The organism is Frankia sp. CpI1-P (genome assembly GCF_001421075.1).
Classification (GTDB): domain Bacteria; phylum Actinomycetota; class Actinomycetes; order Frankiales; family Frankiaceae; genus Frankia; species Frankia torreyi.
This window is the reverse complement of record NZ_LJJX01000014.1, coordinates 15,105-35,824: the sequence shown is the minus strand read 5'-3', so window position 1 is coordinate 35,824 and position 20,720 is coordinate 15,105. Positions and strand designations below refer to the sequence as shown.

At 75.0% G+C, this 20,720-nt stretch carries 10 protein-coding genes and 12 pseudogenes; 7 read left to right on the top strand and 15 right to left on the bottom strand.

From position 1 onward, the window contains the following. The 13 genes and pseudogenes from FF86_RS46525 to FF86_RS46500 all read right to left on the bottom strand — a co-directional run. Positions 1-636 (bottom strand): annotated as a pseudogene (locus FF86_RS46525) (DNA polymerase III subunit beta); the annotation flags it as partial. 694 nt (positions 637-1,330) lie between these two features. Beyond that, on the bottom strand, positions 1,331-3,394 hold a 2,064-nt coding region (locus FF86_RS11660), incomplete at its 3' end, for a sensor histidine kinase (protein ID WP_242418608.1). Between the two features lie 113 nt (positions 3,395-3,507). Then, a pseudogene (locus tag FF86_RS46520) lies at positions 3,508-3,933 on the bottom strand (NDP-sugar synthase); the annotation flags it as partial. 1 nt (position 3,934) lies between these two features. After that, positions 3,935-4,460: pseudogene (locus FF86_RS46515) on the bottom strand (NDP-sugar synthase); the annotation flags it as partial. Position 4,461: 1 nt separating this feature from the next. After that, positions 4,462-4,547: sugar phosphate nucleotidyltransferase (locus FF86_RS46510; RefSeq protein ID WP_255355765.1), on the bottom strand; the 86-nt coding region annotated here is incomplete at its 3' end. 136 nt (positions 4,548-4,683) lie between these two features. Next, the gene (locus FF86_RS11650; RefSeq protein WP_044884668.1) at positions 4,684-5,604 is read right to left on the bottom strand and encodes a glycosyltransferase family 2 protein; all 921 of its coding nucleotides are present in this window, start codon (positions 5,602-5,604) and stop codon (positions 4,684-4,686) included. Positions 5,605-5,921: 317 nt separating this feature from the next. Beyond that, the gene (locus FF86_RS11645; RefSeq protein ID WP_044884637.1) at positions 5,922-7,052 is read right to left on the bottom strand and encodes a glycosyltransferase family 1 protein; all 1,131 of its coding nucleotides are present in this window, start codon (positions 7,050-7,052) and stop codon (positions 5,922-5,924) included. A gap of 82 nt (positions 7,053-7,134) precedes the next feature. Next, positions 7,135-8,493 (bottom strand): glycosyltransferase family 1 protein, encoded by a 1,359-nt coding sequence (locus tag FF86_RS11640; RefSeq protein ID WP_055866188.1) that lies wholly within the window; start codon positions 8,491-8,493, stop codon positions 7,135-7,137. Between the two features lie 473 nt (positions 8,494-8,966). Further along, entirely contained in the window at positions 8,967-9,680 is a 714-nt protein-coding gene (locus FF86_RS11630) for a class I SAM-dependent methyltransferase (protein ID WP_044884640.1), read from the bottom strand. A gap of 162 nt (positions 9,681-9,842) precedes the next feature. Further along, positions 9,843-10,868, bottom strand: a pseudogene (locus FF86_RS11625) (glycosyltransferase); the annotation flags it as partial. Position 10,869: 1 nt separating this feature from the next. Beyond that, positions 10,870-11,006 (bottom strand): annotated as a pseudogene (locus tag FF86_RS46505) (glycosyl transferase); the annotation flags it as partial. A gap of 2 nt (positions 11,007-11,008) precedes the next feature. Beyond that, positions 11,009-11,657 (bottom strand): annotated as a pseudogene (locus tag FF86_RS11620) (glycosyltransferase); the annotation flags it as partial. A gap of 1 nt (position 11,658) precedes the next feature. Continuing rightward, positions 11,659-11,992, bottom strand: a 334-nt coding sequence (locus FF86_RS46500; protein WP_242418607.1) for a glycosyltransferase, incomplete at its 3' end; no start/stop codon positions are given. A 222-nt stretch (positions 11,993-12,214) separates the two neighbouring features. Between FF86_RS46500 and FF86_RS11615 the strand changes: the two genes are divergently transcribed. From FF86_RS11615 to FF86_RS46470, 7 genes and pseudogenes are all read left to right on the top strand, one after another. After that, positions 12,215-12,889 (top strand): DapH/DapD/GlmU-related protein, encoded by a 675-nt coding sequence (locus FF86_RS11615; RefSeq protein ID WP_236705601.1) that lies wholly within the window; start codon positions 12,215-12,217, stop codon positions 12,887-12,889. Positions 12,890-13,369: 480 nt separating this feature from the next. Then, positions 13,370-13,870, top strand: a pseudogene (locus FF86_RS46495) (hypothetical protein); the annotation flags it as partial. Position 13,871: 1 nt separating this feature from the next. Then, positions 13,872-14,507, top strand: a pseudogene (locus FF86_RS46490) (glycosyltransferase family 39 protein); the annotation flags it as partial. Position 14,508: 1 nt separating this feature from the next. Further along, positions 14,509-14,699 (top strand): annotated as a pseudogene (locus FF86_RS46485) (hypothetical protein); the annotation flags it as partial. Between the two features lie 1,262 nt (positions 14,700-15,961). Next, positions 15,962-16,486: pseudogene (locus tag FF86_RS46480) on the top strand (serine/threonine-protein kinase); the annotation flags it as partial. Position 16,487: 1 nt separating this feature from the next. Then, positions 16,488-17,737: pseudogene (locus tag FF86_RS46475) on the top strand (serine/threonine protein kinase); the annotation flags it as partial. Position 17,738: 1 nt separating this feature from the next. Continuing rightward, positions 17,739-18,406: pseudogene (locus FF86_RS46470) on the top strand (WD40 repeat domain-containing protein); the annotation flags it as partial. Positions 18,407-18,484: 78 nt separating this feature from the next. Here FF86_RS46470 and FF86_RS11600 read toward each other — a convergent pair. Both FF86_RS11600 and FF86_RS46465 read right to left on the bottom strand, forming a co-directional pair. Beyond that, on the bottom strand, positions 18,485-18,841 hold the full coding sequence (locus FF86_RS11600) for a VOC family protein (RefSeq protein ID WP_044884642.1): 357 nt from the start codon (positions 18,839-18,841) through the stop codon (positions 18,485-18,487). Between the two features lie 859 nt (positions 18,842-19,700). Next, on the bottom strand, positions 19,701-20,200 hold a 500-nt coding region (locus FF86_RS46465), incomplete at its 3' end, for a class I SAM-dependent methyltransferase (RefSeq protein ID WP_242418620.1). Positions 20,201-20,720: the final 520 nt, after the last annotated feature.

The following is a 20,720-nucleotide window of genomic DNA, read 5'->3' as shown; positions in this document are numbered from 1 at the left end:
CACCTCGGCGAGCACCTTGGCCGGCACGTGGGCCAGGGCCCAGGGATCGTCGACGGTCGGCTGCCAGGGGATGGCGCGCACCGCCAGCCGGTACCGGTCGGTGGCCGCGAGGACCAGGCCGCGCCCGGAGATCTCCAGCCGGATCGCGGTCAGCACCGGCACCGTCTCGTCCCGCCCGGCCGCCGGGGCGACCTGGCCGACCGCCGCGGCGAACCCGAGAGTGTTCACCTCGCCGATGGGGGCGGGAAAGCGCGGCAGCTCGGGATAGTCGGCGAGGTCCATCAGCGGGACGGTGAAGCGCACGCTGCCGCAGCGCAGCACCAGCCGGTCGCCGTCGACGGCGACCTCGACCGTCGTCGCGGGCAGGCTGTGCACGATGTCCGCCAGCAGCCGGCCGGGCACCAGGACCCGGCCCGGTTCCTCGACCGCCGCCGCCACCGGCGCCCGCACGGCCACCTCGGTGTCGAAGGCACAGACGAGCAGGCCGGCGCCCGGCTGCGGGCCGGCCGCCGGCGCCGCCGCCTCGAGTAGCAGGCCCGTCAGCACGTTCGGGGTCAGACCCGGCCGGCTCGGGAGATGCCGGGCGGCCCAGCCGGTCGCGTCGGCGAACACGTCGCGTTCCACGCTGAACCTCATGGGGCCGATTGTCCCCGCCGACGGCCGAAAATTGCCGCATTCACCGATCGGTGTTCGCCGTCGCCCGGCCGGCGCCGTGGGGCACGCCGGCCGCCGGGTCGGTCTCGCCACCGGCGGCCACCACCCAGCTCATCTGCAGACAGAGCTGGCCGTCGTCGCCGTCCGCGCTGACCGCCACGGCCGTGGCGCCCGGCCGGGGCGCGCCGCCGGGGGCCCCCGGGCCCGGGCCGGTGATCGCACGCGCCCAGTCCGGCGGGATCGCCGTGCCCGCCGCGGTGAGCGTGAGGCTGCCTCCGGTGGCGTCGCAGATCAGGGTGAGCAGCGCCCGGGGGCCCGGGATCGCCTGTAGCACCCGCGGAAGCAGCGCCTCGAGCCGGGCGCGCACGGGCGCCGGGGCCACCCGCAGATCCCCGGCGACCTGGGCGTCGATACGGACGCCACGGGACTCCGCGTCGAACAGCGCCGTCGCCAGGTCGCCGAGCGCGGCGGTGTGGCTGGCGACGAGGGTGCGGCGGATCATGGCGGCGAACCGCCGGCACCGCTCGCGCACCGCCGGGTCACGCGGGTCGAGCAGACCGTCGCGCACCGCCGCGAGCAGCGGCAGGACCTCACGCTCGATCATGCCGAGCGTCCGCGCCCGATCCGTCCGGATCCGGACCTCGGCCTCCCGCCCGGCCGCGAGGCGGGCCTCCCNCCCGAGAGCCCGGGCCGCCGCGTCCGCCGAACGGCGCAGCACCGGCCCGCCCATCGCGGCCATGATCTGCAACGCCGCCAGGGCGTTGAGCGCCGAGAGGAGCTGCGCGAACGGCAACGGCCCCGGCACGGCGCCGAACACCGCGACGCCGGTGAGCGTGGCGGCCGCGCACCCCAGGGCGGCGATCCACTCGACCGCCGGCCGGGACACCGTGACCTGCATGAGCAGCAGCGGCAGCACCAGCACCGGCCAGGCCGCGACCCGACTCGCCCCTGGATCGGCGGTGCCGACCAGCGCGGCGGTGGCGACCATCACCGCGAGCCCGCACGCCACCAGGCCGAGGGCCTCGAGCCGGGTGGCCGGGCGGCGGCGCACCCGCCGGGTCACCACGACGACCGCGGCACCGAGCAGGAGCCACAGCCCGATGGCCGCCGGAGACGTGCGCAGCCCGCCGGGCAGCACGAGCAGCACCGGCCCGGTAAACGGGTACCAGATCACGGCCGCGAAGGCCACCGCGCGGCGCAGGCTCGCGGTGTAGACGTCGCGCAGCCCCTCGGCGGACGCCAGCCTCGGTCCCGCCTCGCCGGCTTCCGCGGACGTCCGGGCCGGCAACTCACCGGGAGGGCGGGCGGACAGCCCACCGGGCAGCCGGGCGGACAGAGCCTGGGACAGCCGGGCGGACAGAGCCTGGGGCTGCCGGGCGGACGAGGCCCGGCGGACGGCGGCCGAACCGGCCCATCCCGGCGGCCCGTCCGCGGCGCCCGGGTCGGCGGGTGGCGCGGTCCGCGCCCAGGTCAGCAGGACCCGGGTGCCGCGGCCGGGGGCGGCGGCCAGCCGGACGCGACCGCCGACCTCGGCGAGCCGGGCCTGCACCGATCGGCTCAGCCCGAGCCGATCCGGGGGCACGGCGGCCGGGTCGAAACCCCGCCCCTCGTCCCGCACCATCACCCCGACCGCGGTCGGGGTGCGGTGCACCGTGACCCAGGCCTGGCCGGTGCCGGCGTGCCGGCGGACGTTGGACAGCAGCTCGGCGGTCGCGGCGGCCAGCGCGGCCGCCACCTCGGCCGGCAGGTCCGGCCCGCTCGCGGTGCCCGGCAGGGGCGAGCCGGGCATGCCGACGCTGCCGGTCCGGCCGAGCCGCACCCGCAGCCCGCGCAGCCGGGCGGCGTCGGCGACGGCGTCGAGCCGGGCGTCGAGGCTGCGGGTGGCCGTGCCGGCCGGGCCGTCGAGCAGCCCCTGCACGGCGGCGATGGCATCCTCGGCCTGGGTCCGGGCGAGCCGTGCGTCGTCGCCACCGCCCCAGGCGATGCCGGCGAGGGTGTTGAGCACGGTGTCGTGCAGGACCCGTTCCCGCTCCCGCTCCGCCCGGGCACGGGCCGCAGCGATCGTCTCGGCCCGCTCATGGTCCGCCGCCGCCCGCAGCCGGCCGTCGGCCCTGCCCGCGGTCGCCCGCAGCCGCCCCACCCCGAACCGGGTGAGCAGGGACAGGCAGGTGACGAGCAGAACGGAGACGGCGACCCGGCGATAGGCGCCGCCGGGATCCAACGCCGCGCGCGCCGCCGCGGACGCCGTCCAGCCCACGCCGGTGGGCACGGCCGCGGCGAGCCACCCGGCCACGCCCACCCCGCCCACCAGGGCGGCGCACAGCGTGACCAGAACGCCGGCGAACACCCGCCGGCTGGTCATCGCGCCCGCGACCAGGGCCGCGTGGGCGCAGCCGAGGTAGACCCAGGTCCCCGCACCGCCGACGGACACCGCCGGAACGGCGGCACCGGCGGCGAGCGCCCCGGCCGCACCCGCGCCGACGTTGGCGAGGACGAACCCGGAGCCGAGCCCGCGACGAAGGGTCAGCGCCACGTAGCCGAGCCCCCAGGCGAGCTCCAGCAGTGCGGCGGCGAGCCCCAGCGGGTGCCGGCCGTACCAGGACCACCAGACCGCCAGGTACAGCGCCGTGGTGACCAGGCCCAGCACCCGCAGCACGGCGAAGGTGCGCACGATGACGGCGGTGAGCGCGTCCGATGCGCTGAGTGAGGCGCCGAGTGCGGCACTGACCGGCACGGACATCAGTCTGGCCCGTCAATCAGGACCCATCCGACGATCGGCCGCAATAGTCGGCCGCAACAGTCGGCCGGGATCGCCCGGATCAGGTGCGGTCGGAGCTGAACCGGACCGCGCCNGCGGTGAGGACCGCGCCCGGGAACACCCGCGCACCGGCCCGCAGCTCGTTACCCCGCTCGATGACGGCGCCGTCGCCGACGACCACACCGTCGAGCAGGACGCCGGGACCGATCACAGCATCGCGGCCGATCACGCTGTCCCGCACGGTGGCGCCGGCCTCGACGACCGCGCCGTCGAAGAGCACGGCGCCGTCGACCGCGGCGCCCGCGCCCACCCGGGCGCGCGCCCCCACCGTGGCGCCGCCGCCGATCTTGGCATCGGCGGCCACGGCGGCGCCGGCCAGGACCAGGCAGTCCCCGACCGGTCCGGGCAGCGCCGAGGAGACCATGCGGCCGGTCACCAGGTCGCGGCTGCCCTGGACGAACGCCGCCGGCGTGCCGAGGTCGAGCCAGTAGGTGCTGTCCGGGTAGCCCATGACCGGCGTGNTGGCGGCCAGCAGGGCGGGGAAGGTCTCCCGCTCGACCGATACCGGCCGACCCACGGCAATGGTGTCGATCACCGAACGGCGAAACACGTAGCAGCCGGCGTTGATCAGATTGGTGGGCGGGTCGGGCGTCTTCTCCAGGAACTCGGTGACGCGGCCGTCCGCGTCCACGGGCACCACGCCGAACGCCCGCGGATCGGGCACCTCGGTCAGGTGCAGGGTGACGGCCGCGTCCGCCGCGGTGTGCCGGCGGATCAGGGCCTGGATGTCCAGGCCGGACAGGATGTCACCGTTGAAGATCACGACCGGGTCGTCCGGGCCGCCGCGCAGCCGCCCCGCGACGTTGCGGATGGCGCCGCCCGTGCCCAGCGGTTCCGTCTCGGTCACGTACTCCAGCTCGAGGCCGTGGGCGGACCCGTCCCCGAAGTACTCCTCGAAGACCTCCGCCCGGTAGGAGGTGGCGAGCACCACCCGCTCGATCCCGGCGTCGCGCGCCCGGGCCAGCATGTGCGCGGTGACCGGCACCCCNGCGACCGGCAACATCGGCTTGGGGGCCGACATCGTGAGTGGTCGTAGACGGGTCCCCTGACCGCCGACAAGCATCACTGCGTCCATGGACAGTTAGTGTCGCAGGACATGCGGTAGCCCTTAAAGACGGATGGGCAGCGGGACCACTACCCCGAACGTGCCGCCATGGGGCAGATACTTTCTGTTCAGCGCGCCGTTACCACGCGCGCCCGGCCGCCGCGGTTCATCCCCCGGTGGTGGTCCCGCGATCCGTGAGCAGCTCCGCGGACCGGGTCGCCCGGGCCCCGGCACTGTCCTTGGCGAAGGCGAGGGCGAGCAGCAGCCGGGCGCCGAGCCCGGCGCCGAGCAGCAACCGCAGGGGCGCGCGCGCCGGCCCCGGGTACTGCCGGGACAGGTAGCGGAACATGCTGCGGTGGTGGGCCACCACCATCCGCCGGGACGACCGCTTCGTCGAGTGCCCGCCGAGATGCTCGACGACCGCCGACGGCACGTACACCGACTGCCAGGACGCCGCCCCGATCCGCCGGCCCAGGTCGACGTCCTCCATGAACATGAAGTACGACTCGTCGAAACCGCCGACCGCCTCGAACGCCTCCCGGCGCAGGAGCTGGCAGGAGCCGGACAGCCAGCCGGCGGTCATCTCCCGCGGAGCGCCCCGCTCCCGGCGGTAGGAGGCGGTCCACGGGTTCGTCGGCCAGCACCAGCCGAACAGCGCGTGGCCGATTCCCCGCCCCAACGACGGCAGGTCGCGGGCCGAGGGGTAGAGGGCACCGTCCGGGTTGGTGATCCCGGGACCGAAGGCACCCCCGCCAGGCCAGCGCTGCGCCGCGGCGATCAGCTCGTCCAGCGCCCCCGGCTGGAACGAGATGTCGGCATTGGAGATCACCAGCCAGGGCGCGTCGGCGCCGGCGGCACCTCGGTTGACGGCGCTGCCGTAGCCGAGGTTGCGGCCCGGGCGCAGCAGCCGCGCCTCGGGGCGCTCCCCCGCCGCCCGGGTGCCCGCGTCGAGCTTCGGGGAGTTGTCGACGATGACGACCTCGTACGCCCGAGTCGTCGCCTTCGCCAGGGAGTCGAGGAACGCACCGATGATCTCCCCGGACCGGAAGGTCACGACGACGACCCGTATCTCCGGCTCCACACCCATGTCCTCGCCCACCCGTCTCACCGGCCCACCCGTCTCCGCCGGCCCGTCCACCTCGCCGGCCCGTCCACCCCGCCGGCCCGCCATCCGTCCGACCGGCACGGCCCGCGCCGCCATGGCGACGGCGAGCGGCATCCGTGCCGAGGAGACCGTAGCGCGCCCTTTGCGGCGGTCTTCGCCCCGGGGCCGGCCGCCCGCGGGGAGTCGGCCATGAGGCGCGGCGTCGGCGGGCAGGCTCGCGCCCACCGCCCACCGCCCACCGCCCACCGCCCCCCGTCGATCGGCGGTCGGTGGGCCGGACGCGAGCCGCCCGCGGGCGCTCAGCGCTCGGCGACGGCCCGCGCGTAGCTCGCCAGGTGGGCCTCGGCGCTCGCCGCCCAGGTGAACTCCCGGGCCCGGGCGAGGCCCGCCTGCCCGAGCTGGTTGCGTCGCTCGGCGTCGTCGAGCAGGGCGCCCATCTCGCGGGCGATGGAGTCCGGGTCCGGCTGGGTGTAGGCGACGGCGTCCCCGCCGACCTCCGGCAACGACAGCCGCGGGGTGGTCAGCACCGGCGCGCCGCAGGCCATCGCCTCCAGCACAGGCAGCCCGAACCCCTCGCCGTGCGAGGGGTAGGCCACCAGCGACGACCCGCCCAGGTACCCCGGCAGGTCGGAGAACCGCAGATAGCCGGGCCGGATCACCCGCAGGTGGCTGGGCACCGAGGCGACGGCGGCGTCGACGTCGTCGTCCCAGCCCGAACCGCCGGCCAGCACGAGGGCGGGTGGCTCGTCCCGCCAGTGCACCGCCTCGGCCCAGCCGCGGATCAGGTTCGGGACGTTCTTGCGCGGCTCCAGCATCCCGAGGAAGGCCACGTAGCGCGCGTCGCCCAGGCCGAGGCGGCGACGCACCCGCAGCTTGTCCTCCTCGGTCGGCGGGTGGAAGGTCGACGTGTCGACGCCGTGGTAGGCGACGTCGGTGGTGGTCGACTCCCCGTCGAGCACGCGGATGAGCTCGTCCCGGGTCGCCTTCGACGGGACGATGATCCGGGCGGCGCGGCGCACCGCGGTGCGCATCGCCGAGCGGAAGAACGTCCCCTTCACCGCCGTGTGCATGTCCGGCTCGGTGAAGAAGGTGACGTCGTGGATGGTCACGCAGACGGGCTGCTGGGCCCGTAGCGGCATCGTGTAGTGCGGTGAATGGATGACGTCGGCATTCACCTGCTCCGCGACCAGTGGCAGCCCGGTCTGCTCCCACGCCAGCCGCGCCGGCCGGTGGGCGATGGCCGCCGGCCCGGACAGAACGGTGGCATGTGGAGCCATCCGGCTGTAGCGTTCCTCGTCCGACCGCTGGCAGACCAACGCCATATCCGCACCGGCCGCGCCCAGCGCCGCGACCAGCCCGTCGACATAACGCCCTACGCCACCACGGTCGGCCGGGACCGAAGTCGCGTCGACGAGCACCCGGGGTCCCACGGCGCTCCTTCCCTGACGCGCCACCCTGACAGGGGTGGCCGCTTGCTTCACGGTGACCGCTTGCTTCCCAACGGGGGCAACACTACGCCCGCCCGTCAGCGGCGACTGACACGGCAGGGGAGCCGCCGACTCGACGGTAGAGCGCCCACGTCGCCTCCGCCGCCGCATTCCAGGTAAATGCCTGCGCACGCGTGCGTCCGGCGTCCGACAGCCGCCCCCGCAGGTCCGAATCGCCGACAATCCGGGCTACCGCGGACGACAGCGCGGCGGCGTCGCCGACGCCGGCCACCAGCGCGGCGTCCCCCGCGACCTCGACCAGCGCCGGGGCGTCGGAGATCACCACCGGCACCCCGTGCGCCATCGCCTCCACCACAGGCAGGCCGAAGCCCTCCGACCGACTCGGCGCCAGCAGCACCCCGGCGCGTGAGAGCACGACCGCGAGATCCTCGTCACTGATCCGCCCAAGAGTGCGGACTCGGGAGCCGTCCAGACCGTGCCGCGCCGCCTCGGTGCGCACGTCGAGTCCGCCCCAGCCGGCCGCGCCGACGTGCACCAGCGGCAGGCCCGGATCATCCGGCCGGCGCAGCGCGGCGAGCGCGGTGTCCAGCCCCTTGCGCGGCTCCAGCGTGGCCAGGGTGAGCAGGTAGCCACCCGGCGGGGGCAGGCCCAGGCGGGCCGCACGGGCATCGGCGTCGGCCGGCACGCGGACGACCGCCTCGGCCACCCCCTCGCCGATGGCGTGCAGCCGCTCGGGGGGGATCGGCAGGTGCCGGGCCACCTCGGCGGCGACGGCCAGGGTGGGGACTATCACCGCGTCGGCGTGCCGGGCGGCGCGCTCGCCCATCAGCCGGTGCCAGCGCGCCCCGTGCGGGGTCAGCGTCTCGGGATGGGTCCAGGGCACCGCGTCGTGGATCGTCACGACCAGCTTCGGTCGCGGCCGGCGTCGGTCGAGGGCGTCCCCGAGCGCCGGCGCGACGCTGTGCGCGGCCCACGCGGCCAGCGGCGGCCGCGCCGGACCCCCCGCCGGCCGGTCGCCGGACCGGACGGACTCGGACCGGACGGACTCGGACCGGTCCGATGTGCCGGACCGGCCAGAACCACGCAGGGTCTCGACCACCGAGCCGGTCACGCGGCCGGCGGTCCCGCCCGCGGGCGGCAGCAGGAGGGTCGGCGCGTGGATGACGTCCACGCCGGTCGGCGCGGGGCCGACACCGCGCGACCAGGCCGCGGCCAACGCCCGGCGGGGCAGCCCGAGGCGCAACGGGCCGAGCACGCCCGGCAGCCCCGCGGCATCGACGCCGCGCCGCGCCGCACACCAGCCGACCACCCCGTCCCCCGGCGCGGCACGGCGGGCGAGGGCGGTCGCGAGCTCGGCGGAATAGCGGCCGGTCCCACCCGGAACCGGCGCGAGCAACTGCTCGACGAGGAAGCCCACACGCACGGGTCACAGTCTGCCCGGGCCCCTCAGCGGCCCCGATTCAGGGGCCCGTCGAGCGCCACCCAGGTGCCGATCTGCGCGGGCCCGGGGGGCGCCGGGGCGGCACCCGCCCGGGTAGCCGCAGCTCAGTGGGCAGGTAGCGGAAGCCCCGAGCCGGATACCCCGAGCCGGTAGCCCCGGCTCAGCGCTGGCGACTGCGCAGGGCGGCGGCGACCATGACCACGCAGAACAGTCCGCCGATGAGATATCCCCACCACCGTTCGCCGTCCGCGGCGTCGGCCGCGGCGCCCGCCCCGAAGATGATCAGGCCGAACAGCAGCACCGTGAGGAGCGCGGCGACCGCGCGCTGAGCGAAGCGGGAGCTCGGCGGCGGGGGCGGGCCGGTGCGGGGCGGGGGNGGGGTACGCGGTGGGGGTGGGGTGCGCGGTGGGGTGCGGCGCGGCCCCTCACCGGGCCGTGAGCGCCGGGCCATCGACTCAGCTCCCCCGCTTGCGGGCGTGCGTGAGCACCACGCTGCCGGCCGTGTCCGGGGCCCGGCGGTCGGCCAGCGCGACGGCCGGGGAGAGCACCGCCGCCGCGTTCCAACCGGCCCGGCCGCCCCTCGCGGACAACGTCAGGTACAGCCGCTCGGCGCGTTCGCTGCGGAACATGTATGTCTGCCGGACGACGTCCAGCCCGGCGTCGTCGAGCAGCTTCGCGAGGTGCTCGCCCGGATAGGTGTGCTTGACGTGGTAGCGCTCGCGGTGGCGGTCGAACAGGTCCGGCCAGGCGGTCGCCCGGGTCAGCGCGTCCGCGGACATCACCAGGTCGCCGCCGGGGCGCAGCACCCGGGCCATCTCGGCGAGCGCGGCCGGCCCGTCGTCGAAGTGCTCGATCGCGCACACCGACATGACGACGTCGAAGGTGGTCGCCGCGAAGGGCAGCGCCAGCGCGTCCCCCTCGACGAGCCCCGGATGGCCGCGCAGCCGCCGACCGAACTCCAGCTTGTGCCGCGCCAGGTCGAGGCAGACGGCGCGAGCCCCGCGGCGGGCGGCCTGACCGGCCCAGTAGCCGTCGCCGCCGGCCACGTCGAGCAGCGTGCGCCCGGTCAGCTCGCCCGCCCACTCCAGCAGGGTGCCGACCTCACGGCGGCGCATCACGTGGACCTGGTGACCCACGAAGGCGAGGGCGTCGTCACGTACGGGGCTCACCAGTCCGCCTTCCGTTCCGGCCGTTGTTGACGGACAGTCTGCCCGCCATGTGGGCCCCGTTCGCGCCTGGACCCGTCAGATATACCTCAGGTGATCGTCTCCGGACGCGACGCGACGAGCCGGGCGGCAGGCCGGACCACGGTCGGACCTGGCTGAGCATCCTCACCCGTCACCGAGCGCGCCGAGCGCCGCGTCGAGGTAGTTTCCCCAGGCCGCCTGCGGGTCGGGCGGGGAGACCTTCGCCCGCAGGTCGGCGAGCACGCCCGGCTCGTAGAGGCGGCGCAGGGCCGCGGCGAGCGCGTCGACGTCGTCCGGCGGGACCAGCAGGCCGTCGACGCCGTCACGGACCGCGGTGGCGAGGGTGCCCACGGTCGTTGCAATCACCGGCAGGCCGTACAGGTGCGCGAGATCGACGTTCTGCGACGCCGTGCCCGCCCGGTACGGCAGCACCAGGGCGTCCGCGGCCGCGAACAGGCCGGGCACCTCGGCGGCGTCGACGTAACCGGCCCGCACGTCGACCCGGTCGGTCAGGCCGAGGTCGGCGATGAGGCGGGTGGTCTGCGCGGCGTCGCCCCAGAACTCCCCCGCGACGGTGAGGCGGACGTCTGCCGGGCCGCGGGCCAGCGCCCGCAACAGCACGTCGAGCCCCTTGTAGGGCCGTACCAGCCCGAAGAACAGCAGGCTGCGCCGCGGCCGGCCACCCGCCGTGGCCCGGACGCCGGGCTCGGCCTGGGTGGCGGGCTCGGTCACCTCCGGGCGCCGCCGGGTCGGCGAGGACCACAGGTGCGGGGCCATCTCGGCCACCACCACCGGCGCCGAGGTGAGCGTCGCGGCGAGCTCGGCCTGTGCCGCGGTGTGCACGAGCACCGCGGACACCCGCCGCAGCACCGCCCGGATCAGCGGCTCGTCCACCGCGCGCCGCTCGTGCGGCAGGACGTTGTGGCACAGTGCCAGCACCCGCGGGCCGCCGCCCCGGCGCCCGGCCCGGCCGCGCAGCGCGGTGAGGATGGCCAGGTAGGCAGGCGCCTGGATCGGGGTGACGACGACCAGAACGACCGCGTCGGCCTCGCGCCGCAGCCGCCGGCCGAGCCGGACCCAGCCCTCGGGCCGGCGCCAGGACAGCGGGTAGCGGGTCGACCCGAACGGTTCCATCTCCGGCTCTGCGACGCGTTGCACGCCCGGGTAGAGNCGCGCCGGGTACTGGTCCGACCAGGACTCGATCACGACCTGGTGCCCCAGAGCGGCCAGCCGGTGCGCGAGCTCGGTCGTGTGCTGGGCGATCCCGCCCTTGTACGGGTGGGTCGGGCCGATGACCGCGACGCGCATGGTCAGGTGTTGCTGCGGGAACGGGCGACCAGGTCACCGATCAGCGCGAGCACGGCGATCTGGAAGCCGACGAGGATCGCGAGCAGGGTCGAGGTCGCCACGTGGAAGTCGTAGCGGACGAGGTCCACGATCAGCTTGACGAAGCCCAGCCCCATGATCCACAGGGCGATCGGCATCAGCACCTTGAGCGGGTCGAAGTACATGACCATCCGCAGCACCTGCAGGATGTAGCGGCGCGCGTCGCGGAAGGGGTGGAACTTCGACGTCCCGGCGCGCTTCGCGTAGTCGATCGGGATGTAGTCGACCGGGTGCTGGTTGGACAGGAACGACATCGTGATCGTGGTGACGCAGCTGAAGCCGGGCGGAAGCAGCCGCAGGTAGGGCAGGGAGACCTCGCGACGGAAGGCGCGCAGGCCGGAGTTCAGGTCCGGGATCTTCATCCCGGACAGCCGCTGGGCGATCATCCGGATGAGCCACTTGGCCGGCACCCGGGCCCACTTGTGGGTCCCCTCCTCGGTGAGCCGGGCCCCGACGACCTGGTCGACGTCGAGGTTGTCGTCCAGGTAGCGGACGAACTCCGGGATGCGCTCGTTCGGGTAGGTCATGTCGGCGTCGGTCCAGACGACGATCTTCCCCCGGGCCTCCTGGGTGNCGATGCGCCGGGCCGTGCCCGAGCCACCGTTGCGGCGGAACGGCATGATCCGCATCCGGGGGAAGCGGGGGGCCGCGTCGCGCAGGACGGCGAGGGTGTTGTCGGTCGACTTGTCGTCGATCGCGAGGATCTCGTAGGCGTACCCGCTGGCGTCCATCGCCGCCGTGATGCGCTCCAGTTCGCGCACCACATGGTCCTGCTCGTTGTAGCAGGGCAGAACGATGGTGACGTAAGGGACGTCGGGTCCGAGCGCGACGAGGTCGTCGCCGGCCGCAGGCTGCGTCGGCGTGCTGCCCTCCGGATGGTCGGGCTTGTGGATGGCGCTGACACTCACGTCGGTGTGGCTCCCGGTCGTCGTTCCCGGCGGTGATCGCCGCTGCGGGGCGGCGGGCCGGTGCATGGCGCGGCCCGACGTCGTCCCCACTCCGATCGCCGGTCCGTGGCGGTGATGCGCGGTCCGTCCATTCGGACGCGCCGTTCTAGAGTGGCACGTCCCGTCCCGAGGTCCGACGACCGGGCCGACGACCGGGCCACGTCGGCGCCTACTGTTTGAGCCGTGGCTGCGTTCAGAAGTGATCTACGCGAATACGTGCGGCACGTGCGGACGCTGCGGGCCGCCCGGGAGACCTCGGCCCGTTCGTTCGTCGCAGGACTGCGGTACCCGCTCGCCCACAAGCAGCCGATCTGGCTCGGCTCGCCGACCGTCATCGAGGGTCGGGAGCGCATCGAGTTCGCCGAGGGCGCGGCGCTGCGGGTCGGCCTCGGCGGGTTCGGCCTGTCGACCAAGCGCGACACCTCGATCATCCGGGTGCATCCGGAGGGCCGGCTGCGCTGCGAGGGGGTCGTCTCGCTGCAGCGAGGCGTGCGGGTCGTCGTCGACTCCGGCGTGCTGGAACTGGGCCCCGGCGCGAACGTCAACGGGTTCGCCAAGATCCTCGTCCGGGAACGGATCTCCATCGGGGCCTACTGCAACGTCTCGTGGAACACCCAGCTTCTCGACAACGACTTCCATCCCATGGTCGTCGACGGTGTCGAGCAGCCGGTGAGCGGACCGATCGTGCTGGAGGACCGGGCCTGGATCGGGACCGGCGCGATCGTCCTCAAGGGTGTCACCGTCGGCGAGAGCGCGGTGGTGGCGGCGGGCTCGGTGGTCACCCGCGACGTCCCACCGAAGGCCGTCGTCGCCGGGTCACCGGCAAAGGTCGTCGGCCACATCGACTCCTGGCGCTGAGGCACGAGCTCGCGGGCCGAGGCACGAACTCGCGGGCTGGGACGTGGGCTCGCGGGCTGAGACGTGGGCTCGCGGTGCCGAGCGGTGGGCGCCCGGCCTGAGGCGTGCGGCCTGAGGCGGGCCTACCACGGACACCGCCGGACTGTGACTCGAGTCTCGGGGGAACACTGCGGACGGTGACCTGCGGCACGCCAGAAGGCACTTTGCCACCGTCCGCGACCAGGGCCGATGTGCGGATACCCGGGCAGTCAACCGAGCGGGGGTGTCCGTAGCATGACAGCACCTTCGTCCGATGGGACCGTGCAGAGCTTGGGTGACTCCGTGGATTCGACCGCAGCGGCCCGCGCCGCCACCGCGCCCGCCCCGGCCNTGATCCCCGACGGGACCCGCTTTCGGCCGTGGCGCATCCTGCGCACCGCGCCCCCCACCGTCTGGGCGATCACCCTGCTGTTCACGGCGGTGCTGGCGGGCTGGTCGGTGATGATGCCGCAGTACCACGCGCCCGACGAGCCCAATCACGTCGACGCCGTGATGCGCCTGGTGGAGGGCAAAGGCTGGCCCCATCCGGGGCACGTGATCGTGACTCGCGGCGGGGTCGGCGCGATCATGGCGGCGCCCTACGGCTCCGACAAGCGGCCGCGTGACCTCTCCGCGGGGCCCTTCACCGCCGCGCGGGCGACGCCCCGCGACGAGCGGCCGAGCTGGGAGGAACTGGAGCGGACGCCTGCGCCCAGGGGCGGCATCCAGCAGATCGTCCAGCACCCGCCGCTGTACTACTGGGTCAACGCGGTGATCCTCAAGGCGATCCCGGGCGGCGGCGACAACCTGCGCTGGGACGAGATCATCGGCATCCTGCGCCTGGTCAGCGCGGCGATGGTGGCCCCGCTGCCGCTGCTGGCCTGGGCGGGGGCGCACCGGCTGTCCGACGGCAGCCGGGTGGCGGGGACCTGCGCGGCACTGGTCCCGCTGGCCATCCCGGAGNTGGCCCACATCGGCTCCAGCGTCAACAACGACAACCTGCTGGTCCTGACCGCCGGGCTGGCGACCGTGAGCATCGTCTACGTGCTGCGCGGGGACACCTCACTGCGCACGGCGGCCTGGACGGGTGGCTTCGTCGGCCTCGCCCTGATGACGAAATCGCTGGCGATCGTGCTGGTCCCGATGGCCGCGCTGGCCTACGTGCTGGCCTGGTCCCGGGCCCGGCGGGACGCCCGCGCGCTGCGGGCGCGCGCGCCCGCGGCGGACCCGGCCGGCACGCCCCCACCCAGGGCGAGCACCGGCCGCGGCTGCGCGGCGAGCACCGGCGGCGGTCGGGCCGACATCCGGCCGTTCCGGCTCGCCGACGCGGGACCCGCCGGGCCCTCGGCCGCCGCGCAGCGACCGCCCTGGCGGCAGATCCTGCTCGGCGGGGCGATCATGGTTGCCCTGGGCGGCTGGTGGTGGATCGTCAACGTCGTGCGCTGGGGGGCCTTCCAGCCGGAGACGCCCGGCTTCCCGCTGGGCCAGTACCTCGGCGACGACTGGGGCGCCTACCGGGAGATCCTGATCAACGGGACGATCCTGCGCTGGTGGGGATCGTTCGGTTGGTTCGAGGTCAACCTCACGACCGTCCCGGTCCNCACCGGCACCGCCCTGGTCATCTTCTTCTTCGCACTCGCGCTGATCCGGGCCCGCAACTGGCGTATCCGGGTCGACCTGCTGCTCCTGCTGTGGGTCACGTGGGGCCTGTTCGGGCTGATGGCGGTGCAGTCCGCCAAGAACTTCGACAAGCAGTTCCACGTCAGCGGCATCTCCGGCCGATACCTGTACGNCGGGCTGGTGTCGCTGGCGATCGGCATCGGTCTGGGGGCGGCGGCCACCGGCCGGTACCTGTCGCGGGTCATGCCGCTGCTGTTCCTCGCGGGCGCGGTCACCCTGCAGGTCTGGTCGATCAGCATGGTGTTCCCGCACTTCTGGCGGCCGGAGGACGGCGATCTCGGCGACGCGTGGGACGACATGACGGCCTGGTCGCCGTGGTCGGAGGGGACGCTGGTCCTCATCGCCGTCGCGGTGTGCGCGCTCGCGGTGGCGACCCTGGTCGGCTGCCTGTGGGTGCTGGTCATCGGCGAGCGCGACGCCCGCCCGTCCCGGCCCGGCCGCGGGGTCGTCCTGACGGACTCCCGGACCCAGGGGCTGCGGGAGGCTGCCCGCAACCGCGCGGCCCGGCTGCACCGGGACACCCTGGCGAGCGGGCAGCCCCGGCCCGACGGGCCCGAGGGCGCGAAGCCGACTTCCCTACCGGCACCCGGCGGCCCACCGGCGCCGAGTACCGAGGCCGACGAGACCAACGAGGCCAACGAGGCCAACGAGGCCGACGGCGCTCGCCNCCCGCAACCACGCTGACCCGCCGAATCCGGGACGATGCCGGCATAGGCTTCGTTATGCACTGCACAGCGTGCACGCTCACGCGCGCAGCGGCACACTGGCACGGAGCCCGGACCGACCGAGACGGCACCGGCCGGGCTCAACGGACCATGAGATGATGATCGTGCACATGAGGTCCGCGGTGTCGACCATCTCAGTTCGGGGGGGACCTTGCGCCGCAAGCGGGAGACGGGCAGGGCGCGGGGGACGACACCCCAGCCCGCACCGCCGCCCGACCAGGGCCCGGCCGTCGAGCCTGGACCCGCCGCGGTACTGTTCCCGCCCACACCCGCCGGGGGAACATCGCCTCAGTCCGCGGCGCCCGCCACGCCGGCAGCCCCCAGGCCGGCGCCCCACGACTCGCTGCCCCACGACTCGCTGCTGTCCCACGACTCGCTCCTGCCCCAGGACCCGCTCCTGCCCCAGGACCAGTCGCTGCCTCAGGACCCGCTGCGGCACGCCGCCCTGGCCGCCGCGACCGGGCTCGCGAGCGCCGCCAGCGCGGGATCCGCTGGCGCGCCCGGCGCGCCATCCCCGCCACCGAGCGGCACGCAGGCCGAGCCGCATGGCCCGGTGAGCCACCCGTCTGCGGCCGGCGGGGCTGCGGCGGGTGGGTCGGGACCGGGCGGCCCGGTCGCGCCGCTCGACCGCGACGACCCGCGGGAACTCATCCACGTCGAGCTGCTGGGCCGGCTCGGCGAGGGTGGGATGGGCACCGTCTACCTCGGGCGGGGCCGCCCCGGAGTGACCGGGTACGCGGGCCGACTCGTCGCGGTCAAGGTGATCCGGCCGGACCTGGCTCGGGTGCCCGAGTTCCGGGCCCGGTTCCGGCGCGAGGCGGACATCGCCCGCCGGGTGGCCCGGTTCTGCACCGCGGAGGTGCTCGACGTCGTCGACCCTCCGGGCGGGCTGCCCTACCTCGTCACCGAGTACATCGACGGGCTGACCCTCGCCCAGAGCGTGGCCGCGGAGGGCCCGCTGCGCTCGGCCGATCTGGAACGCCTCGCGGTGAGCGTCGCGGCGGCGCTGACGTCCATCCACGGCGCGGGTCTCGTGCACCGCGACCTCAAGCCGTCCAACGTGCTGCTGTCCTCCCTCGGCCCGCGGGTGATCGACTTCGGGATCGCGCGGGCGCTGGACGCCCAGACGATGCTGAGCCAGGAGATCCAGCGGGTCGGCACCCCGGCGTTCATGNCACCCGAGCAGGCCAACGGCGAACCCGTCTCGGCCGCGGCGGACGTGTTCGCCTGGGGCGGGCTGGTCACCTACGCGGGGACCGGGTCGTTTCCCTTCGGCGACGGCCCGACACCGGTCCAGCTCTATCGGGTCGTGCACCGCGAGCCGCTGCTCGACGGCCTCGACCCGGCGCTTCGCCCGATCGTCGAGGAGGCGATGCGCAAGGATCCGGCCGCCCGGCCGACCGCGCAGGAGCTGTTCCTGCGTCTGGTGGGGATGGGGCCTTCGACCCATCCTGATCCGGACGTGACCCGCGTCATCCGGTCCGGGGCGCCGATGCTGGCCCCACCCCAGCGTGTCGGGGCGGAGGGCAACGGATCGCCGCCGGGTGCCGAGCCGGGGGTGCGGCCCCGGCCTGCCGATCCGGCCCGGCCCGGGACCTCCCCCGACCATGCCGCTGACCATGCCGCCGGCGAGGCGGCGCAGGGGGGGCGTGGCGGCCCCGCCGCACGCGCCGACCTCGGCGCCGCAGGAGCGTGGCCGCCGCCGGCCGATCGGGACCAGACGCCGCCCGCCGCCGGCCCCGGCCACCATGCCCGGGCCGTCGGCGACCCGGAACGGGGCGGTCCCGACGCCGGCCCGGCGGGCGTGGGCGCGGCGGGCGACCTCGCCGCGCCGAGCCGGCGCCGCGGCCGGTGGGACCGGCGGCGCATCGCGCTGCTCGCCGCACCCATCCTCGCGGTACTGCTGATCACGGCGTTGATGCCGCTGGCGCTGACCACGGGCGGCGGCCAGCGGCCGAGCCGGGAGGAGACGGCGGCCCGGGTGGCGCTGGCCGCCGAAGCCGTGCGCAACTCCGATGCGGACCTCGCCGCCCGGCTGTCGTTGGCCGCCTACCGCATCAGCCCGGTGCGCGAGGCCCGCGCCGCGCTGCGCACATCCTTCGCCGCGGCGACCGCCAGCGTCCTCACGGGGCACACGGCGTCCGCGCTGGGCGTCGGCATCAGCCCGAACGGGCGGCTGCTCGCCTCGGCCGGCGCGGACAACCTCGTCCAGTTGTGGGACATCTCCGACCGGACGCATCCGGTGAAGCTGTCGACCCTGAACCGGCACACGTCCTGGGTCCTGGACGCGGCGTTCAGCCCGGACGGGCGGACGCTGGCCACGGTCAGCTACGACCGGTCGGCGATCCTGTGGGACATCAGCGACCCCCGCCATCCCGCCGAGCTCGCCGTGATCCTCGGGCACAACGGCTGGGTCCTCGACGCCNCGTTCAGCCCGGACGGACGGACGCTGGCGACCTCCGGCTACGACAACACCGCCCGGCTGTGGGACGTGACGGATCGGCGCCATCCCACCGCGCTGTCCGTGCTCGACCGGCACACGAGCTGGGTCAACGAAGTCGCCTTCAGCCCCGACGGCCACCTGCTGGCCACCGCGAGCGCCGACCGGACCGCCCGGCTGTGGGACATCACCGATCCGCGCCGGCCGCGGCCGCTGGCGGCGATCACCGCGCACACCGACTACGTGTGGGCGGTGGCGTTCAGTCCAGACGGGCGGCGGTTGGCCACCGGCGCCTACGACGGCACGGCCCGCATCTGGGACATCACCGACCCGTCGCGCCCGGCGGCCACCGCGTCCTTCCCCGCCGACGAGAAGTGGGTGTTCGACCTGGCCTTCAGCCCGGACGGCAGGACGCTGGCCACCGCGGGCTGGGACACCACCGTGCACCTGTGGGACGTCTCCGGCACCGGCCGCCCGGCGTCGGTCGGCACGATCAGCGGGCACGGCGACTGGATCCAGGCCCTGGCGTGGACACCGGATGGCAATGGCATCGCCACCGCCAGCGACGACTACACCGTGCGGATCAGCCGCATCGACGATGCCAGCCTCATCGCCGCCGCCTGCGCCGACCCGTCGAAACAGATCGACGATGCCNAATGGCAGCGGCACATCGCGGACGTCCCCTACCAGCCGGTCTGCTGACAGCCGGTCTGCTGACGACGGGCCCGATCCTCAGGGCCGGGAGTGGCCGAGGACGTTCACGACGTTGCCGTCCGGATCCCGGACGAAGAACCGGCGCACCCCCCAAGGCTCGTCGGTGAGCGGGTAGATGATGTCGGCACCGGCGGCGAGAGCCGCGGCATGGGCGGCGTCGACGTCGTCGACCTCGACCGAGACGGCCGGGACGGCCGGCGCGGTCAGATCGTGAGTCAGCAGGCTGAGCTGCGGTCCCGGTCGATCGGGATCGCTCAGCGTCACGACCCACCCATGGTCCATAACCGGCTCAAGCCCGAGGACGGCCGCGTAGAAGCGCCGGGAGGCCGGCAGGGACCGGGACGGCAGGTCGGCGACGATCCGGAGCACAGCCATGATCCACCTCGGGGGAGGACAGCGACAGGGGCGACCTCATGATGGCAGCCGCACCGTGGCGCGGCTTTGGCGAAGACCGTCAGGTCCGCGCCAGCCGGGCGGCGTCCATCGACTTTCAACCATCCGCCGGTCGTTCCTGGCGCATTGCTGGAGGTTGATGGCCGTCGACCCGACCTGGATCGTCACCAACCTCCTGCAATCACCCGTCCAGGATCGGGGCCGTCCAGGATCGGGGAGGCCATGGGCCTACCCGCGCGGGGGGCCGTCCGGATCGTTCGGGCCACCCCGCGGCGAGGCACTCGGCCGGCGACGCAGGGCGGGCAGGGCGGTGCGGCCGGTGCCGGTGTCGGCGATCCGGGTCTGCACCCGCGCCAGCCGTTCCTGCCCGGTCGGGCTCAGCCGGGACCGCAGCGCCGAGCCGGCGATCCGGGCGACCTGCATGAGCTTCGGTTCGTCGGCGTCGGCGGCCGCCCGGTGGCCGTGGACGGCGCGCTCGGCGTCCTCGGCCTCGCGCCGGCGCAGCTCGGCGAGCTCGTGCTCCAACTGGCCGATGCGGTGCAGGTGCTCCAGTTCGACCGCGGCAAGCCGACTGCGCTCGTCGTCGAGCCGGGCCCACTCCCGCTGCCGCGCACGGGCCACCGCCGCCGCCGCGTCCTGCAACCGCAGCACGTGCAGGTACAGGTCNACGCGATTGCGCTCCATCCGGGACAGCAGGCGGTTGGANACCCAGGGCGTCAGCAGGTCGGCGATCTGGCGTGCCCACGNCGCCCGACGGTCGACGATCACGCCCAGGCCGAAGATCGGCGCGACTGTGAAGAACCGCAGGTCGGCGTGTTCGGCGACGAAGTCCTCGATCGCNGTGCGCACCCCGTTGCCCGGGCCCCCCTCGGTCAGCGCCCAGGCAAACGCCCCCATCCCGCGAAAGCCGCCGCGGACCACGCCGGGATCGTCGATCTCGACGCCGACGTCCCACGAGTGTGGCTGGCGGGCGTCCGCGGGCACCCGGTCCGGGTTGTAGTACTGGTCGCGCCGCCCCGCCGGCCAGCCGACGTCGTGCAGGACCACCAGCGGGAAGTACGAGCGGCTGAACCGGGCGACCGCGTCGGCGATCGCCGTGAGCTCGCCGCGCACGGTGGCGTAGTTGTGATCCCCGTCGATGAGGTAGGCGTCGGTCGGCGCGTGGTCGTCGAGGGCCTGCGGGCTGTAACCGCGGATGACCTGCACGTCGAGCCCGCCGCCGGCAGCCGGCGCCACCCCCGGGTTCGGGTCGACGACGACGAGCCGACCACCGCCCCCGCGGCGCAGCAGGTCGACGAGCAGGGAGGTGGTGACCCCGCTCTCCGAGCCGATCTCCGCCACGCTGCGCGCGCCGGACGCCTCGATCAGCGGCACCCAGATCTCCCGCAGGTCGGACAGGGAGTGCAGCAGCAACGGCGCCAGCGTCGGCTCGGCGGCGTCGCCCACGTCGAGGGCGTGGTCGCCCTGGCGGGCGAGGCCGAACCCGGGGCCCGTCCCGCCACGATCGGCCCCGCCGAGATCGGCCCCAGTGAGGTCGGTCCCGGCGGGACCGCTACCGGTGAGGCCGCTACCGGCCAGATCGGTCCCGACGGGGTCGCCGCCAGCGCGGTCGCTGGCGGCGGCGATGGCCGCGAGCTCGGCGAAGCTGTCCCGGACGGCACCGTGCTCCTCCGGATCAACCGACCCGGTCCCGGCCGTGGGACCGGTCTCGGCGACGGCGTGCGTCGCCACGTCGGTCGCCGACGCCACCGAGGAGACCGCCACCGCGGACGGGGATGGGCCGGGCTGGCGGGACGGGCCGCCGCGAACCTCGAACGGGCCCCGGACCGCGGGCTCGCCCGGCTCTGCGCCCTCGCCCGGG